The organism is Pseudorhizobium endolithicum (assembly GCF_902153245.2).
GTDB classification, from domain to species: Bacteria; Pseudomonadota; Alphaproteobacteria; order Rhizobiales; family Rhizobiaceae; genus Neorhizobium; species Neorhizobium endolithicum.
Map to the genome: position 1 here is coordinate 358223 of NZ_CABFWF030000018.1, position 16918 is coordinate 375140.

A 16918-nucleotide genomic window follows, 5' to 3' on the forward strand; every position below is an offset into this window, starting at 1 on the left:
CCGAACCGCCCTCGGAGGGGCAGTACGGGCATGGTAAACAGGCGGTTAGAAAGCTTGGTTAACGGTCAGCCGAACGATCGTACGAGGCTGCCGACGAGCAGGTTCCAGCCGTCGATCAGGACGAAGAACAGGATCTTGAACGGCAACGAGATCGAGGTCGGCGGCAGCATCATCATGCCCATGGCCATGGTGATGGCGGCGACGATCATGTCGATGACGAGGAAAGGCAGGATGATCAGGAAGCCGATCTCGAAGCCGCGCCTGATCTCGGAGAGCATGAAGGCCGGGATCAGCACCCGATAATCCACCTGCTCCGGCGTTCCGACGCTCTGGCCGCGCTCGCGTGCCAGATCGACGAACAGGGCGAGATCCTTGTCGCGCGTGTTGACGCTCATGAAGGCGCGGAAGGGCTCGGCGATACGCTGCACGGCCTCGGCCTCCTGGATCTGGTTTTCGAGCAGCGGCTGCACCCCCTCGTTCCAGGCGCGGTCGAAGGTCGGCGCCATGACATAGAAGGTCATGAACAGCGCCATGGAGATCAGCACCAGGTTGGAAGGAGCGGTGGCGAGCCCCATTCCCGAACGAAGGATCGAGAAGGCGATGACGAAGCGGGGGAAGCTCGTCACCATGATGAGGATGCCGGGGGCGACGGAAAGGACCGTCAGCAGTCCGAAGGTGCGGATGATCCAGGCTGCCGCCGAGCCGTCGACGGGCAGGTTCAGAAGGTCCGCCGGCGATTGCTGCGCCATTGCGAGACCGGGCGCCGCCATCATGGCCGCCAGCAGGACGATCAGCCGAATCATGCGATCACGAGGGTTCTGGACATCGGACTTCGATAGCCATCGCAGGCAATGGAGGTCAACCGGCGCCGCGGGTCATCCCCTGTTATCGCCGCGACGGCAGATCTGCGGCCTATTCGATGACCATGGTCCTGAACATCACCTTCGACACCTTGCCCTGGGAGCGGAGCGCCACTCTCTCCTGGATATCGTCGCGCAGGTACTGGAAGCCGCGCGGCCCCTCGATCTGCTGGAGGGAAACGGTCCGGACATAGGCCAGGATATCCTGGTGGATGTCTTCCGCCAGCGGCAGCTCCGGCGGCCCATTGAACGCAAGCGCGATCTCCAGCCGGATCCAGCTGTCGGAGGGATAGGCAAGATTGGTCGTCACCGGGTCGAGCAGGACGACGCCGTTCGCTTCCGTGGCGATCTTCGGGATGCCCTCTTCCTTGGCGTCGTGCTCGCCGCCTTTCGCCGCAGGCTTTTCAGGCTCCGGAACCGCCGGCGCGATCATGCCGCCGAGGACCCAGCCACCGCCACCGCCCAGGATGGTGAGGCCGGCAATGCCGGCGATCAGCAACAGAAGCGATTTCTTCCTGTTGGCGCCATCTGCGCCCTGTGCTTCATCCATCGTCCAGTCCCCTGCTCCAAACGCCTTCTCAGAAGGGCGAGAAGAGATCCACCACCTGCTGGCCCACCGGTGGCTGCTGGACCTCCGTCAGGCGGCCCCGTCCGCCGTAGGAAATACGGGCTTCGGCAATGCGTTCGTAGGAAATCGTGTTGTCGGCATCCACGTCCTGCGGACGAACGATGCCGGCGACGTTCAGGATACGGATCTCATGGTTCACCCTCACCTCCTGCGAGCCGCTGATCAGCAGATTGCCGTTCTCGAGGATACCGGTCACCACCGCGGCAACCAGGAGCTTCAGCTTCTCGGACCGTTCGGTGGAGCCCTTGCCCTGGGTGTCGGTGCTGGAGCTGGAACTCAGGTCGCCCGACATCGGATCCGGGGTCCAGCCTAAGAGATTGTCTATCCCGGTCTGCCAGGACAGGCCGCCGGCATTGGTGCGGCTGCGCTCCGTCTCATTGTCGAAGGAGGCGCGGTCGTTGATCTGGATGTCGACGGTGAGGATATCGCCGACGTTGAGAGCGCGGGCGTCCTTGAAGAGCGCCGCCTGGGAATCGCTCCAAAGGGAGTAACCGTTCGAAAGCTGCCGCGGCTGCTTCGGGTAGGATGCCATCTGCGGCGCCGAGGCGTATTGCAGGCCGCTGCCGATCGGGCTCATCGAGGGGGCGTTGCCGATCTCCCGCACCGTCTGGCTTTGGCAGCCGGCGAGGAGAAGGAGAGCCACGACAGCTGAAATGCGCTTCGTCATGAGGGTTCTTTCGAGGTGTTGGGATCGGAAGCGCTGGCGATGATCGTGGCGATCATGCCGGCCTTCTGCGGGTCCATTTCACTGAGCACGAGGCCCGACTGACGCGCCGGCAGCTTCATGATGATGGCCGCTGCCACTTCGAGGTTCATCTCCTCGAGCTGAGGTGCGGCTGCATCGGCCTTCATCGTCTTGAATATCTCGACGAGCCCGGCTTCCGCACGCACGAGGAAGTCGTTCCGCCGCTTCAGCCAGTCCTCGTATTCAGCCTTGCGATCTTCCAGGACTGCGATTCGTTCGTCCACGTCGGACTGCAGCTTTTCGAGCTCCTGCTTCTGCAGCAGATACCGCTGATCTTTCGCGGCGTCGGCAATGTTCGTGCAGAACTGCCTGATTTCGTCCTGCGTCGATGTGGACGACACCGTGACGGGCTCCTGCGCGTTGACCTGGGGCACCACGAGCAGAATCGTACCGAGGAGCAGGAGCCTCTGGACCGCGGGCCGTGAGATCGTAAGGAAGGGCTTGTTCGCAGTCATTGCAGGACGAGCTCCGCTTGAAGGGCGCCGGCGGACTTGATGCCCTGAAGGATGGCGATGATTCCGTCCGGCTTGACGCCGATATTGTTGAGGCCGGCAACGAGGGTTCGCAGATCGGGCCCGTCCAGGATCGCCACCGGCCCGCCTTCCTTCATCGCCATGATGTCAGTTTCCGGCTGCACCGCCGTGACCCCGCGGGAGAAGGGCTCCGGCTGGATGATCTGCGGCGTTTCCGTGACCTGCACCGTCAAGGTGCCGTAGCTGACGGCGACGCGCGACACCCGGACATCGGCGCCGATCACGATGGTGCCGGTGCGTTCGTTGATGACCACCTTGGCGGGCGTATCGGTCTCGACCACGAGGTTCTCGATCTCCGCCATCAGCCGCGTCAGGTCGGCGACCTTCGGCTTCTGAATGATGACCTCCTGCGAATCCCGTGCTTCCGCGATCGGCCCGCCATAGCGGCGACCTGCGAAGCCGTTCACGGCATCCGCCATGCGGACGGCGGTGGAGAAATCGGGATTGCGCAGTTGAAGGACCAGGTTCACGGAGTCCTTGAAGCGCGACGGCAGCTCCCGTTCGATGATGGCGCCGTTCGGCACGCGACCGGCCGTGGTGACGCCTTCATTCAGCGTCGCCGCCTCGCCCTGTGCAGAAAATCCGGACACGATCACCGCGCCTTGGGCTACGGCGTAGATCTGGCCGTCCGCGCCGGAAAGGGACGTCATCACCAGGGTGCCGCCTCGCAGCGACGTGGCGTCGCCGAGCGAACTGACGTTGACGTCGAGCCGGCTGCCGGGGCTTGCGAAAGGCGGCAGGTTGGCGGTGACCATGACAGCCGCAATGTTCTTGGCGTTCGACTGGCCGCCCTGGGTCGAAATCCCCAGGTTCTGCAGCATCGCCCGCATCGACTGGTCCGTGAACGGCGAACTGCGGAGGCTGTCCCCCGAGCCTTGCAGGCCGACGACCAGACCGTAGCCGATCAGTTGGTTGTCGCGACCCGACTGAAGCGAAGCGATGTCCTTGATCCGGGCGGCATCGGCGCTTGCCGGCGCGGCTCCCGACAAGGATGCGGCAACTGCCAGAACCACCGCGGCAATCCAACGAATGCTTTTCATCGCGCCATCACCTGTACCGTGCCGTCCGCCATCACCGTACCGTTCACGGTAACGCCCGAATCGGTGTTCCGGACCCGGATGAGGTCTCCGACGGAGGCGTCCTGAAGCGGCGTGCCCCCGGCCGAGATCGTCATATTCCCGATGCTGAACGTCAGACGGACAGAGGAGCCGCGGCGGACCGCATAGGGCTCCCGCAGGCCCGAAAGGGCGATGGTGCGGCCGGGCAGCAGGGTCCTGGTGCTCACCATCCCACTGACCTCCTCGACCGTGCGCGCGTATCCGCCTGCGAGGTTCGGATTGGTCACGTCGACCTCCTCTACCGCGGCCACCGAGATCTCCTCGCCGGGATAGATGATCTGCTTCGGCACCACCGCGGTTCCCATGCCGGCAGCTGCGGCGGCGGGCATCGCGAGGAGCAATGCGACGACGGACGGGAGGAGCTTCCCGTTGACGATCCTCATTCTGCGGCGAAACATCATGTCTGCCCGTCCCCCTGGTTACTTCAGGTTCTTGCTGACGATGGAAGCCATCTCATCTGCCGTGGTGATCACCTTGGAGTTCATCTCATAGGCACGCTGCGCCGAGATGAGGTCGGTGATTTCCTTCACCGCGTCCACGTTGGAGGCTTCCAGATAACCCTGCTTGATGTAGCCGAAGCCCGGGTCCTCCGGGACGGCAACGATCGGCTCGCCCGAGGCTGGCGTCTGGGCGAAGAGATTGTCGCCCAGCGGCTGAAGGCCGGCTTCGTTGACGAAGTTGGCGAGCGTCAGCTGGCCGATCTCCTGGAACTCGTTCGCATTGCCGACGCGGACGCTCACCTGTCCGGTGCGGCTGATGACGGTCTCGCTGACGTCGGGCGGGAATACGATATTCGGAACGACCGTGTAGCCGTCGATGGTGACGAGCTGCCCTTCCGCGTTGGTATTGAACGAGCCCGCGCGCGTGTACATCGTCGTGCCGTCGGGCGCCTCGATCTGGAACCAGCCGCGGCCGACCAGAGAGAGGTCGAGGCTGTTTTCCGTATGCGTCAGCTGACCCTGGGTATGGATGTTGCGCACGGCCGCCGTCTGCACGCCGAGACCGATATTGGCGCCTTCCGGCACGATCGCTTGGTTCGCGCGGTTCGGAACACCCTGCGCCCGCTCCGTCTGGTAGAGCAGGTCGGAGAATTCCGCGCGGGCACGCTTGTAGCCCGTCGTATTGATGTTGGCGATGTTGTTGGCGATGACCTCGAGATTGGTCTGCTGGGCATCCATGCCCGTCGCTGCGACGGCAAGCGCTCTCATGTCCTGGTCTCCGGTCCGTTAAATCGACATCTTGGTGATTTCGAGATAGGCGTTCACGATCTTGTCGCGCAGCGCGATCGCGGTGTTCAGCGATTGCTGCGCCTGCAGGACCGCATCCACCACTTCGCGGGTATTCGCCTTGCCCTGGATGCCCTCGAAGGACTTCGCCTCGGCGAACTTAAGGCTGTCCATCGTGTCCGTCGCCATGCTGCCGAGGACGCTGGCGAAGTTCATGCCGGCGTTTTCGCCAGGGGCCAACGTGCCGTTGAGGGAGGAGCTGGTTTCGACCAGTTCCTTCACGTTACGCGTCGGCGACAGCGAGCTTATCTGGGTGATGTTGTCGATCATTGTCCGCTCTTCAGGAGGTCTATCGTCGCGGCGATGAGTTCCCGCGTCTGTTTGATGGTCTGCAGGTTGGCATCATAGGTCCGGTTGGCCTCGCGCATGTCCGCCATCTCGATCAGCATGTTGACGTTCGGCAGCTTCACCATGCCGCGCTCATCCGCCGCCGGGTGGTTGGGGTCGTATTCCTCGATGAAATCGGAGGCATCCGTGCCAAGCTTCTTGACCCGCACGAGTTCGACCTCCGAGGCCCGGTCGAGCTCCGCGCCAAACGTGATCGTCTTGCGGCGGTATGGGTCGGCGCCCGGCGTGTCCCCGGTGGAGCGCGCATTGGCGATATTCTCGGAAACGATGCGCAGGCGCGTTGCCTGAACCTCGAGGCCCGATCCTGCGATCTTGGAAGCGGCTGAAAGCGGATCCATCTGCTTACCTTCTTACCGTCATGAGCATCATGCTATGAAAAGACTTCACGAGACTGGTGCTGAGTTCGTACTGGCGCTTGATCTCGCCCGTCTTGGAGAGTTCCTCGGCAAGGGCCACAGTGTTGCCGGACTCCTGGATGCCGATCTCGTTGTTCAGCTCATTCTCGTTGACACCGATATCCTGGCTGTACTGGCTTTCGGCGAGATGGCCCGCGTGGGTCCGCACCATACGGACCTGCGTCTCGTCCAGAACAGCGTTGAACGGCGTGATGTCCTTGGCCCGGAACTCGGGGGTATTGGCGTTGGCGATATTGGTGGCCACGACTTCCTGGCGGACCGAAAGCCATTCAGCCTGCCGGGATGCGAGCGCGAATAGTTGGATCGGTTGCATAGGCTTCTCCATCGTTCTTTCCGGAGCCTATGCAGGTAATCTTGCGTGGGACTTACGGACGTTCCGTCGTCCCGTCCTGATAAACCTCGCCGGACGAGGTGACGATGACCCACGCCCCTTCGCGCTGCTCGATGCGCGCAAGCTTGCTGTTGTCCGGCAGGATCGATCCCACGCGCACCATGTACATGCCCGAGCCGTCCTGGATGAGGGCGCGGCCATTGGTGACATGCAGTAGCTTGAAGGAACCCTTTCCTGGAAAGGGCTGCAGCTCCTGCAACTGGCCCCGCTGCTCGTCTTCGCCGAGTGCGGACACGGTCGCCGTGGTAAGCGAATCCGTCGGCTCCGGAGCCACGGGCTGCTCGTCTTCCTGCGAGTTGTCGGTCATCGCCAGCGGCGAGACGCTCATGACGTTACGCGGCTGTCCCGGCGGCAGGTCCCGGGTATGTTCGAAACTTTCCGTCCGGATGCCGAACTTCTCCTCGTTGAAGAAGACGTACCACGGGAAGAAGGCGGAAGCCGCCGCAAGTGCGATCCCCGTGGCCGCAAGCAGCCGGTCACCGAGCCGCGGCGCGTCCTTCGTCGAGTGATGAAGGTCCCCCGCCTCCTGCATATCGGCCTCGGACATCCCTTATCCCCTCTGTCTGTTGACCGGCGCTGCCGGTGCCTGCGCCGCGGCGCTTCGCAGGGCAACCGCAAGATCGCCGTAGGCGTCGGCGGCCGGCGGCTCGCCGGGCGTCTGTTTCAGTACCTCGTAGATCACCGGCACCTGCTTGATCGCCATGTCCAGATCAGGGTCGCTACCGGGGCGATATCCTCCGATCAGCCGCAGATCCCGTGTCTCTTCAAAACGGTGGATCAGAGCCTTCAGGCGCGAGACGAGTTTCTCCTGATCCGCAGTCCAGGCCTTTCGGGCCAGTCGAGAGATGGACGCCAGCGGATTGATCGGGGGATAACGTCCCTCCTCCGCCAGGCTGCGGTCCAGCACGAGATGCCCGTCGAGAATGCCGCGCGTCGAATCCGCGATCGGATCGTTGTGGTTGTCGCCATCCACGAGGATGGAAATGATCGCCGTGATCGTGCCGGCGCCCTCCGCGCCCGGGCCTGCCCGCTCCAGGAGCCTCGGCAGCTCGGTGAACACCGAGGCCGGATAGCCGCGTGCGATAGGCGGTTCGCCGGATGCGACGGCGACTTCGCGAATGGCATGGGCGAAGCGTGTGACGCTGTCGACGATGAAGAGGACGTTGTCTCCCTGATCGCGGAAATGCTCGGCAATGGTTACGGCCGCAAGGGGCGCCATCTTGCGCAGCATCGGGCTCTCGTCGCTGGTGGCAACCACCGCGATCGCCTTGGCCATATGCGGGCCCATCGTGTCTTCGATGAATTCCCGAACCTCGCGGCCGCGTTCGCCGACGAGAGCAATGACGACCTTGTCGAAGGCATCGGCCCGCGCGAGCATGGATAGGAGGGTCGACTTGCCCACGCCGGAGCCTGCAAACACGCCGAGACGCTGGCCAAGACACAGCGGCGAGAAGATATCCACGGCCCGGACGCCCGTCATGAAGCCTTGTTCGACGCGGCTACGGGTCATCGATGGCGGCGCGGTGTTGGAGATCGACCGGCGGACCCTGCCCTTGGTCAACGGCCCGCATCCGTCGATGGGCTCGCCGAGTGCGTTAATGGTGCGCCCGCACCAGCTGTCGTCCGGCGCCACGCGGAAAGCGCCCTTGCGGATCACCGTGTCGCCGATGCCGATGGGTTCGCCCGGTTCAATGGGGCACACATAGACGACATCCGGCTCGACGCGGACGACCTCGCCCAGATGAATTCCCGTCGAACTGCGATGAGCGACGAATTCTCCGAGCCGGACATGGCGGGAGAGACCGGCGACCGTGTAGTGGCCCGCGGCAATGGTGCGCACATGCCCCCCGCGCGCAACGGAAAAGGCCGGATCGGCGTAGCGTTCCGAAATGTCGGCTAGCTGCGCGAGCTTGCCGCCGGTAATCGTCTGGAGGATGGCCGCCTGGTCAAACATGGGCATTCAGGTCCTATCGGCTGCCGCCCAGGGTCTTGATGGCCTCGTCAAAGGTCGCTTCCGTATCCCGCATCAGGGCAGAGATCCCTTCAAAGGCGCGGTTGACCTGGATCAGCTGCGTCATTTCGCTGATGCCGTTCACATTCGAGCCCTCGATGTAGCCCTGCACCACGGCGAACTGGAAATTGTCGACGACCGGCTGCGGCTCATCCACCGGGATGATCCCGCTGTTGTCGGCTCTCAGGAAGCCTTGCGAGATGTCTGCCGAGAACAGCCCCAAGGTCGCGACCGGCTGCCCGTCCTGCATGATGCGGCCGTCGGCACCCACGGTGGGAGGACCGCCGTTGCGGTTGAGCTGGATGGGAGCACCACCGGCATCGAGCACCGGATGGCCCATCAGCGAGACGAGCTCGCCGGTCTCGCGCATCGTGAACCGGCCATCCCGCGTCAGCACCTGCCCGGCCGGGGTATCGATCGCGAACCAGGCATCACCCTTGATCGCGAAATCCAGCGCGTTACCCGTCTGCTGCAACTGCCCTAGGCGCGTGGAAAGGTAGTCGTTGCCCTGGGTGACGAAGGCCACCTTGGCATTGAGTTCGTTGCGGGTGCTGCTGAGGACCTCGTCGAATTTCACCTCCGTCGCACGAAAGCCGACGGTGTTCATGTTGGCCATGTTGTCGGCGATCGTGTTCAGGCGACGCTCCAGCGCGATCTGGGACGAGATACCGACATAGAGTCCGGATTGCATATCATTTGCCTCCGAGTTTCAGTGCATTGATCGAGATGAGAAGATCGGCCGAGATGCCTTGCGTGGACGGAGAGAACAGCGAGACAGCCGACACGGGCTCGACCCTGTTCTCCATTTCCCAGAGCGCGGAGAAGCGCTCGAGGAATTTGGAAACCTTTGCGGGATCCTGGAAATCGGCGATATCAACCGCCTCTTCGATGAACTCCACCTGACGATCGAGGTCGAGCGCGGCGATCTCGTCCGGCAACTGGAGGACGGTGCGCACGACCTCGACCAGGGCGTCGTCCGCCAGTATCTCCATCCCCGACTTGATCGAAGGCGCCATGCGTTCGAAGTAGAGCGCCAAACGGACGCCGGGGTTCTCCGCTCCGGCCTCTTCTTCCAGCGTCTGCCGCTGGAACCGCTCCACGACCCCCTTCTGGGCCTTCTCGAACGAGGTCGCGGAGGAACCGAACGCCTCGAAGTTGAAGGTCTCCGCAAGGGAGGCATAGCGGCTGTCGGCAAGCTTGCGGGCAAAGGCGTTGTCGTCGGCGACCCCTTCTGTCAGCACCTTGCGGATGAAGGCCTTGGCATAGGCCATGTCCTCCAGCCCATGCGCCTTGAGCGCATAGTTGTAGATGCGGCTGTCGGCCATGAAATCATCGACGGATTTTATCCTCCCGATATTGGCCAGGTAGTACTCGGTCTCGCGGGCGACGTCGGGCTTTTCCGCAACCCGCGCCAGCGAGCCGGGCAGGTCCCTGCTGATCATCGAGTAGCTCGCATAGGTGGTGATCACGTTCCGCTCCTCAGGTCCCGGACGGGCACTGTGCCAATTGGAGCCACCAGTAGGGGCAAAGACTTGTGCGAAGCTGTACCCCGCCCCGCCTCCCCAATCAGCCTCACGCAAGCCAGAGGCCGTATTTCCCGATGGACAAGCTTAATTTCGATGCAGGTACGCGGATGAATATTCTAATCGGAATGGTGATCACGTTCGGCTGTGTTATCGGTGGCTACATGGCCATGGGCGGGCACGTGGACGTTCTGTTCCAGCCGTTCGAACTGATGATCATCGGCGGCGCCGGCCTCGGCGGCTTCATCGTCGCGAACCCGATGAAGGTCGTGAAGGATTCCGGCAAGGCGCTCGGCGAAGTCTTCAAGAACGCCGTGCCGAAGGAGCGGAACTATCTCGACGTCCTCGGCGTGCTCTATTCCCTGATGCGCGACCTGCGGACGAAATCGCGCAACGAGATCGAAGCACACATCGACAATCCGGAAGAATCCTCGATCTTCCAGACGGCGCCGAACCTCCTGAAGAACAAGGAACTCACCTCGTTCATCTGCGACTACGTCCGGCTGATCATCATCGGCAACGCCCGCTCGCACGAGATCGAGGCGCTGATGGACGAAGAGCTGGAGACGCTGCTCCACGACAAGATGAAGCCGTATAACGCGATCTCGCAAATGGGCGACAGCTTCCCGGCCATCGGCATCGTGGCCGCCGTCCTCGGCGTCATCAAGGCTCTCGGCAAGATCAACGAGTCGCCAGAGGTCCTGGGCGGCCTGATCGGCGCGGCGCTCGTCGGCACCATGCTCGGTATCGTTCTTTCCTATTCCGTCTGCACACCGCTCGCCTCGCAGGTGAAAGTGGTGCGCTCCAAGCAGCATCGCCTCTTCATCATCGTGAAGCAGACGCTGCTCGCCTACATGAACGGCTCCGTGCCCCAAGTGGCCCTGGAATACGGCCGCAAGACCATCTCCAACTACGAGCGCCCCTCGATCGACGCGGTCGAGCAGGAAATGATGAATCCAGGCGGTGACCACAAGGCGGCATGATGACGACGACTGAAGCCAGGCAGAGCTCCCCGGCTCCCATGGACTACGCCCTTCTCGCAAAGCTGACGGGGGGGCTGGGCGACCGGAAAACGGTCGAACGGATCGCCGGCGATTTCGGGCGGCTCTATGCCGATTTTCTCCCGGACGTCTTCAACAGCGAGACCGGCATCCCGATCGAGGTGACCTATACCGGCTGCACCTCCGGGCTCATGACGGACCTGATTACCGATCTCGGCGATACCTTCGCCCTGGCAGATGGCTCACTTCGCAACTGGTGCGCCAATTTCGTGCTCGCCTGCGGCAACAGCTTCGTCATCGGCCTGATGGAACGCATGCTCGGGGCGCTGCCGGAAACGGTCGAGCAGCCTTTCGAACGGCCATTGTCCGACATCGAACTCGACCTTGCCCAGATGGTCGTGGGCAAGATGGGCGATGTGCTGAGGTCGGGTGTGAATGCACCGGGCGGCTTCGAGGCGCTGCTGGAGCGCGCGCACAACGCGGAGGACCGGCCGCAACCCGACGAGGGGATTCCGGCCGAGTTCGGCGTGACCATCCGCATGACGATCGAGCTCGGCAAGGTCACCTCGGAGCTTGCCCTGGTCATTCCGCAGCGCGCCTTCCTGAAGACGAAGGTCGTGATGCCGAAGGCGAAAGGCCAATCCTCCAAGAGCAAGGAGGAGTGGCACGAACGGATCAAGGAACAGGTCCGGCGCTCCCATGTGACGCTCCAGGCACGTATCCGCCTGCAACCGCTGACGCTCGGCACGATTTCGCGGCTCGCGGTCGGCGACGTCATCACCTTCCAGGACAAGAAGGATGTCTCGGTGCAGGTAAGCGCAAACGGCAAGGACATGTATTCCTGCGAACTGGGGCGCTCCGGCGAGCGCTACACCGTTCGCGTAAAGGACAACATCAGTACGGACGACGAGATCCTCAATCACTTGATGGGCTGAAGCGGCGAACGGTGATCCGTTCGCAAGGCAGGTTGACGCAAGTTTCAACGGGAATAATGAGCGCATGGCTACGAAGAAAACACCAGTGACCGAAGATGACGCGGTGCTGTCGGACCTGGCAGGCGGCGAGCTTGATCAGGCGATCGACGACCTGCGCGGCGTACTGAAGGCCGACAGCGGCGGCGTTCCGGGATTCGATGCCGACTTCGGCAACGTCGGAGGTGATCCGGTAGCGGGCGAGATGCCTTCGTTCGGCGCTGAATTCGGCTCGGACCTTGCGGGAACGGGCAACTCCGACTTCGGCAGCGAGTTCGGCGGCGGCGAGTTCGGTTCATCGGACCTCGGCGGATCGAGCTTCGGCGGATCGAGCTTCGACGAACCCTCCTTCGCCACCAGCGATCAGGAGCCGGGAAGCGCATTGACCGCCAATCTCGACCTTATCATGGACATCCCGATCGATGTCGAGATCGTCCTCGGCTCCAGCAGGATGCAGGTTTCCGGTCTGATGGACCTGGAGGAGGGCGCCACGATCGCTCTCGACAAGAAGATCGGCGAGCCGGTCGAGATCATGGTCAACGGTCGTCGAATTGGTAAAGGTGAAATCACCGTCCTGGAGAATGACGACACGCGGTTCGGCGTGAAGGTGACTGAAGTCCTCAGTACGAAAAAAGCCTGATCCCGGTTAGGGACAGAGAGGGAAGACCATGATGGACTTTGACGATTTCGGTGGCGCTGTTGCCGAGAAGCCGTTGTCCCAAGCCGAAAAGGCAGCCGCCGTGCTCCTGGCGATGGGCAAAGGCGTGGCCGGCAAGCTCTTGAAGTACTTTACGCAGGCCGAACTGCAGACCATCATCGCGTCGGCCCAGCGCCTGCGCGCCATCCCTCCGGACGAGCTTCTCCTGCTCGTCAACGAATTCGAGGACTTGTTCACGGAAGGAACGGGCCTCATGGACAATGCCGCAGCGATCGAGGCCATCCTCGAAGAAGGTCTCACGCCGGAGGAAGTCGACGGGCTGCTCGGCCGGCGTACCGCCTTCCAGGCCTATGAATCGTCCATATGGGACCGGCTGCAGGATGCCGAGCCTGCCTTCATCGGCAAGTTCCTGTCGCGCGAACATCCGCAGACAATGGCCTATATCCTGTCGATGCTGCCGTCTTCCTTCGGCGCAAAAGTCTTGCTGCAGCTGCCCGAGAGCCGGCGCGCCGACATCATGAACCGTACCGTCAACATGAAGGACGTCAGTCCCAAGGCCGCCCAGATCATCGAGAACCGCGTCGTCGAGCTGATCAATGCAATCGAAGCCGAGCGCAACTCGAATGGTACGGCGAAGGTGGCGGACCTCATGAACGAGTTGGAGAAGCCGCAGGTCGACACGCTGCTCACGTCGCTGGGTACGATCAGCAAGGAAGCCGTCAACAAGGTTCGTCCGAAGATCTTCCTGTTCGAGGACCTGCTCTACATGCCGCAGCGCAGTCGCGTGCTGCTCCTCAACGACGTCGCGGCCGACATCCTGACGATGGCGCTGCGCGGGGCCAGCAACGAGATCAAGGAATGCGTGCTGTCCGCCATCAGTCCGCGCCAGCGCCGCATGATCGAATCCGATCTCGCCGTACCGGCTGCTGCACTCAATCCGCGTGAAGTGGCGATCGCCCGACGGGCCGTGGCACAGGAAGCCATCCGGCTGGCCAATTCGGGCCAGATCCTCCTCAAGGAGCCCGAAGAAGGCAGCGACGTCCAGGCGGCGTAGCCCGGCGGTCAACCTCGGAGGCCGCAGTCGTCTCGCCTGGCGCCGATGTTCGGCGGCAGCAACCCACAGTCTTTTTGTGGACTCGATTCTCGTCTAGCGCAGCCATGCTGTAGCGTGCTTCCAGCATGATCGATTCGTCGGGATGAGACGTCTTGTCAGAAGATAAAGACAGTAAAACAGAAAACCCGACCGCCAAGAAACTGACGGATGCGGCGGCCAAGGGCAATGTCCCCTTCTCCCGCGAAGTGCCGATATTCGCGTCGGCGCTGGCCTTCTACATCTTTCTCATCTTCTTTCTGCCGTCGGGCGTTGCCGACCTTACGGAAACGCTGAAGGACCTGTTCTCCCAACCGGATCAGTGGCGGCTTGAAAATACGCCCGACGTCGTTTCGCTGGGCGTGCATCTTGCGTGGGCGGTGGCAGGCTTCCTGGTTCCCGTCATGCTGCTCTTCGTTCTGTTCGGGCTCGGATCCTCCCTCGCCCAGAACATGCCGTCGATGGTGCTGGAGCGGATTCGACCCCAGGCTTCGCGCATCTCCCCCAAAAAGGGCTTTGAGCGGATCTACAGCCTTCCCGGACTGGTGGAATTCCTCAAATCGTTCTTCAAGATCCTGATCGTGTCCGCGATCATGTATTTTGCGTTGCGCGGCGAGTTCTTCGCCACGTTGAATGCAATGTTCTCCGACCCGCAGGTCATCCTGGTGAAGCTCGACGCCATCGTGCGGAAGATGATGGTGATCATCCTGCTGGCGACGGCGCTTCTGGCAGCTGCGGACGTGGCCTGGTCCCGTCACCACTGGTTCACCCAACTCAAGATGACCAAGCAGGAAGTGAAGGACGAATACAAGCAGGCCCAGGGCGATCCGCTCGTGAAGTCCCGCCAGCGCTCTCTGGCGCGCGACCGCGCCCGCCGCCGCATGATGGACAGCGTGCCCCGCGCCACCCTCGTCATCGCCAATCCGACCCATTTCGCCGTGGCGCTGCGTTATGCCCGGGAAGAGAACGACGCGCCGGTGGTCGTGGCCAAGGGGCAGGACCTGATCGCCCTCAAGATCCGAGAGATCGCCGAGGCAAACGGCATACCCGTGTTCGAGGATCCCCCACTCGCCCGCTCCATGTTTGCGCAAGTCTCGGTTGATAGCGTCATTCCGCCAGCCTTCTACAAGGCGGTGGCGGAACTCGTGCACCGGGTCTATGCCTCCCGGTCGCTCAAGCAACGGACACATTGAGCGCGATGAAAAAATGCGACCACTCTGCGGAACGGGAAAAAATACTGGCCGAGGCGATCAGTCCGGTGGCAACGGAGCTACGCCTGCTCGATGCCGGTGACCTGATCGCCCTGCTCCGCCTGGAGTGCTACGGGAACCTGGCCGATCTGGTGTCGTCGGCTGCAGAGCTCTATTTCCATCCGGGCACCGTGAACTTCGGCGCCGGCGGCGAATACGTTCTCGAATGGAGCGGTCAGCCGCAGGTCGTTCTTGACCTGGAAATCAAGCCGAAGGGCGTCTCTGTGTATGCCCGTCTCACGCTTGCCGACACCCAAGCCGGCATCGAGATCGACCACATCGCGTTCCAGAGCCCGGCCGAGGATCCGGCGGACAACACCGCCTTCCTCGAACGCAGCTTGCAGGAAGCGCGCTTCGTCCGCACGCCGCCCATGGCGCTCGCCAGCTAAGGCCGGCGCCCCCTCCCTCAGTTGATATGACCGAGGCGAATGGCCTTGGCGATGGCCTGAATCCTGTTGACGGCATCGAGCTTCATCGTGGCCGAGCCCAGGTAGGCGTTCACGGTATGGACGGAGAGGCCCAGATTTTCGGCGATTTCCTCGCTGATCCGTCCATCGCCGGCCAGTTGCAGGCAGGCGATCTCCCGCTCGCTCAGGGTTTGGGCCGGCGCGCTCCGCCGCTCGTCGAGCGCGAGCAGGTCCGTCATGATCTGGCAACTGCGCAGATGCTGCTCCACGATCAGGTCGCTCGTGAGGCTGAGGGAGCTTGCGGTGAAGAGGACGTAGCCATTCCCCATGGCGCCGAGCCGGATGGGAAAGCCCAGTCCGGAGAACGGCAGCACGTCCGCCGGCAGATGATGGAGAAGAGGATTGAACTCCTGAGCCTCGATGAAGCTCATGTGATCCGACCCGGTCCAGGCCACCGGAAACAGCGAGGTCTCGATGTGGTCGAGCATCAGTTCGCCGTAGCTGCGAATCAGCATCTCGAGCTGTCCGCCGTCCTCCTGCCCCCAGTTTTCTATTTCGCAGACCAGCTTGCGGTTGCCCGGCAACCCGCCACCGGAAATGCGCAGGAGCGCGAAGTTCCGCGCCCGCAACTGCTTCTGCATGGCCACCAACCTGGGAAAGATGTCGGCGCGGCTCGACGCTCTCTGAAGACGCAGATACTGGGCTGACGTCGAAGCCTCCGAGGACATGCCGCGCGTGGATCCCATGGATGCAGTGATTTCCCTAGACAAGATTGTTGCGCACCGCGTAGGCAATCGCCTCCGACCGGGTTTTCGTCCCCGTCTTCCGCATCACGCTTGTTATGTAGTTGTTGATCGTATTGCGGGATATCCCGAGGATCATGGCGATCTCATCGCTGGTCTTGCCTTCGGCGATCCAGAACAGGCATTCGAGCTCGCGTTCCGTCAGTTCGAAATCGCGCTCCGCCTTGTTGGACATCTGCTCGGACGAACTCGCCGCATAGGCGGCCAGGAGGCCGAGCTCCCGAAGACGTTCCTGCGACAGGATCAGGCCTTCGGTGAACAGCAACAGAAGCATGTAGCGCGTCCGGCCGACACACAGGCCGAGGGAACAGTATTGCCGGCTGATACTGCCCGGCACGATCACGTCATCGGGCAGGAGAGAGAAGCCGGGGGTGAACAGGGAGAGGCATTTCTCCAACTCGCTCGACTTCGCATAGTTGCTGGCAATTTCCGGCGCCACGCGCCGGACGAGATCGAATGGCCAGTCGGAGGATACGATGTAGTCAAGCCCCTGCTCCTGGATGAGATCGCAACGGGCCAGAAGGAAGTGGGCAGCGCCGACATAGTCCGAAAGAAGGTGCAGGGTTGCCGGAACATCATGCGACTGGACCGCTAGTGCGAGTTTTCGGACCAGTTGTTCTCGGGAGGGAGGTTCGGGCAACGCGTCGCCCTCGATCCGGGATGAGTCTGCAACTGCCCTCATTCCAGAGAACTCCATGTGCGCCTTCACCCCTCAGCAATCATGGCTGGCAAACCACATGAACGGTTTCGTCTCCAATTCTGCAGCGGTTTACTCCCATCGTCCGACGAATCACAGTCATTCTAGAAAAGACGGATCGAATTTCCACGCCCCAGGCGCGTCCCGATAGTGAGGCAGTCCGCAACTGTATGCAAGCCGGG

At 62.5% G+C, this 16918-nt stretch carries 22 protein-coding genes; 6 read left to right on the plus strand and 16 right to left on the minus strand.

Features of this window, described 5'->3' with window-relative positions; all coding sequences use genetic code 11:
• Nucleotides 1-65: 65 nt before the first annotated feature.
• The 14 genes from fliP to RTCK_RS20355 all read right to left on the minus strand — a co-directional run bounded on the left by fliP (nucleotide 66) and on the right by RTCK_RS20355 (nucleotide 9805).
• The gene (gene fliP / locus RTCK_RS20290; protein WP_142594207.1) at nucleotides 66-803 is read right to left on the minus strand and encodes a flagellar type III secretion system pore protein FliP; all 738 of its coding nucleotides are present in this window, start codon (nucleotides 801-803) and stop codon (nucleotides 66-68) included.
• Nucleotides 804-912: 109 nt separating this feature from the next.
• Entirely contained in the window at nucleotides 913-1410 is a 498-nt protein-coding gene (locus RTCK_RS20295) for a flagellar basal body-associated FliL family protein (RefSeq protein WP_142594208.1), read from the minus strand.
• A 28-nt stretch (nucleotides 1411-1438) separates the two neighbouring features.
• Complete coding sequence (flgH, locus tag RTCK_RS20300) at nucleotides 1439-2155, minus strand: flagellar basal body L-ring protein FlgH (protein WP_142594209.1); 717 nt, start codon at nucleotides 2153-2155, stop codon at nucleotides 1439-1441.
• The gene (locus tag RTCK_RS20305) at nucleotides 2152-2688 is read right to left on the minus strand and encodes a MotE family protein (protein ID WP_142594210.1); all 537 of its coding nucleotides are present in this window, start codon (nucleotides 2686-2688) and stop codon (nucleotides 2152-2154) included. Before RTCK_RS20305 ends, flgH begins: the two co-directional genes overlap by 4 nt.
• The gene (locus RTCK_RS20310; protein WP_142594211.1) at nucleotides 2685-3806 is read right to left on the minus strand and encodes a flagellar basal body P-ring protein FlgI; all 1122 of its coding nucleotides are present in this window, start codon (nucleotides 3804-3806) and stop codon (nucleotides 2685-2687) included. The genes RTCK_RS20305 and RTCK_RS20310 overlap by 4 nt, the downstream gene beginning before the upstream one ends.
• On the minus strand, nucleotides 3803-4285 hold the full coding sequence (flgA, locus tag RTCK_RS20315) for a flagellar basal body P-ring formation chaperone FlgA (protein ID WP_142594212.1): 483 nt from the start codon (nucleotides 4283-4285) through the stop codon (nucleotides 3803-3805). Before flgA ends, RTCK_RS20310 begins: the two co-directional genes overlap by 4 nt.
• An 18-nt stretch (nucleotides 4286-4303) precedes the next feature.
• Complete coding sequence (gene flgG / locus RTCK_RS20320; protein ID WP_142521806.1) at nucleotides 4304-5092, minus strand: flagellar basal-body rod protein FlgG; 789 nt, start codon at nucleotides 5090-5092, stop codon at nucleotides 4304-4306.
• An 18-nt stretch (nucleotides 5093-5110) separates the two neighbouring features.
• Nucleotides 5111-5440, minus strand: coding sequence for a flagellar hook-basal body complex protein FliE (locus tag RTCK_RS20325; protein WP_142521807.1), 330 nt, complete (start codon nucleotides 5438-5440; stop codon nucleotides 5111-5113).
• A complete protein-coding gene (gene flgC, locus RTCK_RS20330; protein WP_142521808.1) occupies nucleotides 5437-5856 on the minus strand; it encodes a flagellar basal body rod protein FlgC in 420 nt (139 codons plus the stop codon). The genes RTCK_RS20325 and flgC overlap by 4 nt, the downstream gene beginning before the upstream one ends.
• A gap of 4 nt (nucleotides 5857-5860) precedes the next feature.
• The gene (gene flgB, locus RTCK_RS20335; RefSeq protein WP_142521809.1) at nucleotides 5861-6247 is read right to left on the minus strand and encodes a flagellar basal body rod protein FlgB; all 387 of its coding nucleotides are present in this window, start codon (nucleotides 6245-6247) and stop codon (nucleotides 5861-5863) included.
• A gap of 52 nt (nucleotides 6248-6299) precedes the next feature.
• Complete coding sequence (locus RTCK_RS20340) at nucleotides 6300-6872, minus strand: flagellar protein (RefSeq protein ID WP_408004579.1); 573 nt, start codon at nucleotides 6870-6872, stop codon at nucleotides 6300-6302.
• 3 nt (nucleotides 6873-6875) lie between these two features.
• Nucleotides 6876-8279 carry a flagellar protein export ATPase FliI gene (gene fliI / locus RTCK_RS20345; RefSeq protein WP_142521810.1) on the minus strand — a complete coding sequence of 468 codons (1404 nt, stop codon included), beginning with the start codon at nucleotides 8277-8279 and terminating at the stop codon, nucleotides 6876-6878.
• A 13-nt stretch (nucleotides 8280-8292) separates the two neighbouring features.
• Nucleotides 8293-9027 (minus strand): flagellar basal-body rod protein FlgF, encoded by a 735-nt coding sequence (flgF, locus tag RTCK_RS20350; protein ID WP_142594213.1) that lies wholly within the window; start codon nucleotides 9025-9027, stop codon nucleotides 8293-8295.
• A 1-nt stretch (nucleotide 9028) separates the two neighbouring features.
• Complete coding sequence (locus tag RTCK_RS20355) at nucleotides 9029-9805, minus strand: DUF1217 domain-containing protein (RefSeq protein ID WP_185928083.1); 777 nt, start codon at nucleotides 9803-9805, stop codon at nucleotides 9029-9031.
• 164 nt (nucleotides 9806-9969) lie between these two features.
• Between RTCK_RS20355 and motA the strand changes: the two genes are divergently transcribed.
• The 6 genes from motA to RTCK_RS20385 all read left to right on the plus strand — a co-directional run bounded on the left by motA (nucleotide 9970) and on the right by RTCK_RS20385 (nucleotide 15218).
• On the plus strand, nucleotides 9970-10842 hold the full coding sequence (motA, locus tag RTCK_RS20360; RefSeq protein ID WP_142521812.1) for a flagellar motor stator protein MotA: 873 nt from the start codon (nucleotides 9970-9972) through the stop codon (nucleotides 10840-10842).
• A complete protein-coding gene (locus tag RTCK_RS20365) occupies nucleotides 10842-11795 on the plus strand; it encodes a FliM/FliN family flagellar motor switch protein (protein ID WP_408004580.1) in 954 nt (317 codons plus the stop codon). The genes motA and RTCK_RS20365 overlap by 1 nt, the downstream gene beginning before the upstream one ends.
• A 64-nt stretch (nucleotides 11796-11859) precedes the next feature.
• Nucleotides 11860-12471 carry a flagellar motor switch protein FliN gene (gene fliN, locus RTCK_RS20370; protein ID WP_142594215.1) on the plus strand — a complete coding sequence of 204 codons (612 nt, stop codon included), beginning with the start codon at nucleotides 11860-11862 and terminating at the stop codon, nucleotides 12469-12471.
• A gap of 28 nt (nucleotides 12472-12499) precedes the next feature.
• Nucleotides 12500-13543: a flagellar motor switch protein FliG gene (gene fliG / locus RTCK_RS20375; RefSeq protein WP_142594216.1), complete on the plus strand. Its 1044-nt coding sequence runs from the start codon at nucleotides 12500-12502 to the stop codon at nucleotides 13541-13543.
• Nucleotides 13544-13695: 152 nt separating this feature from the next.
• Nucleotides 13696-14772 carry a flagellar biosynthesis protein FlhB gene (flhB, locus tag RTCK_RS20380; RefSeq protein WP_142521816.1) on the plus strand — a complete coding sequence of 359 codons (1077 nt, stop codon included), beginning with the start codon at nucleotides 13696-13698 and terminating at the stop codon, nucleotides 14770-14772.
• 5 nt (nucleotides 14773-14777) lie between these two features.
• On the plus strand, nucleotides 14778-15218 hold the full coding sequence (locus RTCK_RS20385) for a hypothetical protein (protein ID WP_142521817.1): 441 nt from the start codon (nucleotides 14778-14780) through the stop codon (nucleotides 15216-15218).
• A 17-nt stretch (nucleotides 15219-15235) separates the two neighbouring features.
• Here the strand turns inward: RTCK_RS20385 and visR are convergent, their stop codons facing one another.
• On the minus strand, nucleotides 15236-15982 hold the full coding sequence (gene visR / locus RTCK_RS20390) for a transcriptional regulator VisR (RefSeq protein ID WP_142521818.1): 747 nt from the start codon (nucleotides 15980-15982) through the stop codon (nucleotides 15236-15238).
• Nucleotides 15983-15998: 16 nt separating this feature from the next.
• Entirely contained in the window at nucleotides 15999-16736 is a 738-nt protein-coding gene (visN, locus tag RTCK_RS20395) for a transcriptional regulator VisN (protein WP_408004581.1), read from the minus strand.
• Nucleotides 16737-16918 lie beyond the last annotated feature (182 nt).

Bases quoted from the DNA above. Each gene is read 5' to 3' on its own strand.
- flgC (WP_142521808.1), bottom strand. From the start codon at position 5,856: ATGGATCCGCTTTCAGCCGCTTCCAAGATCGCAGGATCGGGCCTCGAG.
- flgB (WP_142521809.1), bottom strand. From the start codon at position 6,247: ATGCAACCGATCCAACTATTCGCGCTCGCATCCCGGCAGGCTGAATGG.
- RTCK_RS20385 (WP_142521817.1), top strand. From the start codon at position 14,778: ATGAAAAAATGCGACCACTCTGCGGAACGGGAAAAAATACTGGCCGAG.
- RTCK_RS20295 (WP_142594208.1), bottom strand. From the start codon at position 1,410: ATGGATGAAGCACAGGGCGCAGATGGCGCCAACAGGAAGAAATCGCTT.
- RTCK_RS20325 (WP_142521807.1), bottom strand. From the start codon at position 5,440: ATGATCGACAACATCACCCAGATAAGCTCGCTGTCGCCGACGCGTAAC.
- RTCK_RS20340 (WP_408004579.1), bottom strand. From the start codon at position 6,872: ATGTCCGAGGCCGATATGCAGGAGGCGGGGGACCTTCATCACTCGACG.
- flgA (WP_142594212.1), bottom strand. From the start codon at position 4,285: ATGATGTTTCGCCGCAGAATGAGGATCGTCAACGGGAAGCTCCTCCCG.
- flgF (WP_142594213.1), bottom strand. From the start codon at position 9,027: ATGCAATCCGGACTCTATGTCGGTATCTCGTCCCAGATCGCGCTGGAG.
- flgH (WP_142594209.1), bottom strand. From the start codon at position 2,155: ATGACGAAGCGCATTTCAGCTGTCGTGGCTCTCCTTCTCCTCGCCGGC.
- motA (WP_142521812.1), top strand. From the start codon at position 9,970: ATGAATATTCTAATCGGAATGGTGATCACGTTCGGCTGTGTTATCGGT.
- fliG (WP_142594216.1), top strand. From the start codon at position 12,500: ATGATGGACTTTGACGATTTCGGTGGCGCTGTTGCCGAGAAGCCGTTG.
- fliI (WP_142521810.1), bottom strand. From the start codon at position 8,279: ATGTTTGACCAGGCGGCCATCCTCCAGACGATTACCGGCGGCAAGCTC.
- RTCK_RS20310 (WP_142594211.1), bottom strand. From the start codon at position 3,806: ATGAAAAGCATTCGTTGGATTGCCGCGGTGGTTCTGGCAGTTGCCGCA.
- fliN (WP_142594215.1), top strand. From the start codon at position 11,860: ATGGCTACGAAGAAAACACCAGTGACCGAAGATGACGCGGTGCTGTCG.
- visN (WP_408004581.1), bottom strand. From the start codon at position 16,736: ATGGAGTTCTCTGGAATGAGGGCAGTTGCAGACTCATCCCGGATCGAG.
- fliP (WP_142594207.1), bottom strand. From the start codon at position 803: ATGATTCGGCTGATCGTCCTGCTGGCGGCCATGATGGCGGCGCCCGGT.
- RTCK_RS20365 (WP_408004580.1), top strand. From the start codon at position 10,842: ATGACGACGACTGAAGCCAGGCAGAGCTCCCCGGCTCCCATGGACTAC.
- visR (WP_142521818.1), bottom strand. From the start codon at position 15,982: ATGGGATCCACGCGCGGCATGTCCTCGGAGGCTTCGACGTCAGCCCAG.
- flgG (WP_142521806.1), bottom strand. From the start codon at position 5,092: ATGAGAGCGCTTGCCGTCGCAGCGACGGGCATGGATGCCCAGCAGACC.
- RTCK_RS20305 (WP_142594210.1), bottom strand. From the start codon at position 2,688: ATGACTGCGAACAAGCCCTTCCTTACGATCTCACGGCCCGCGGTCCAG.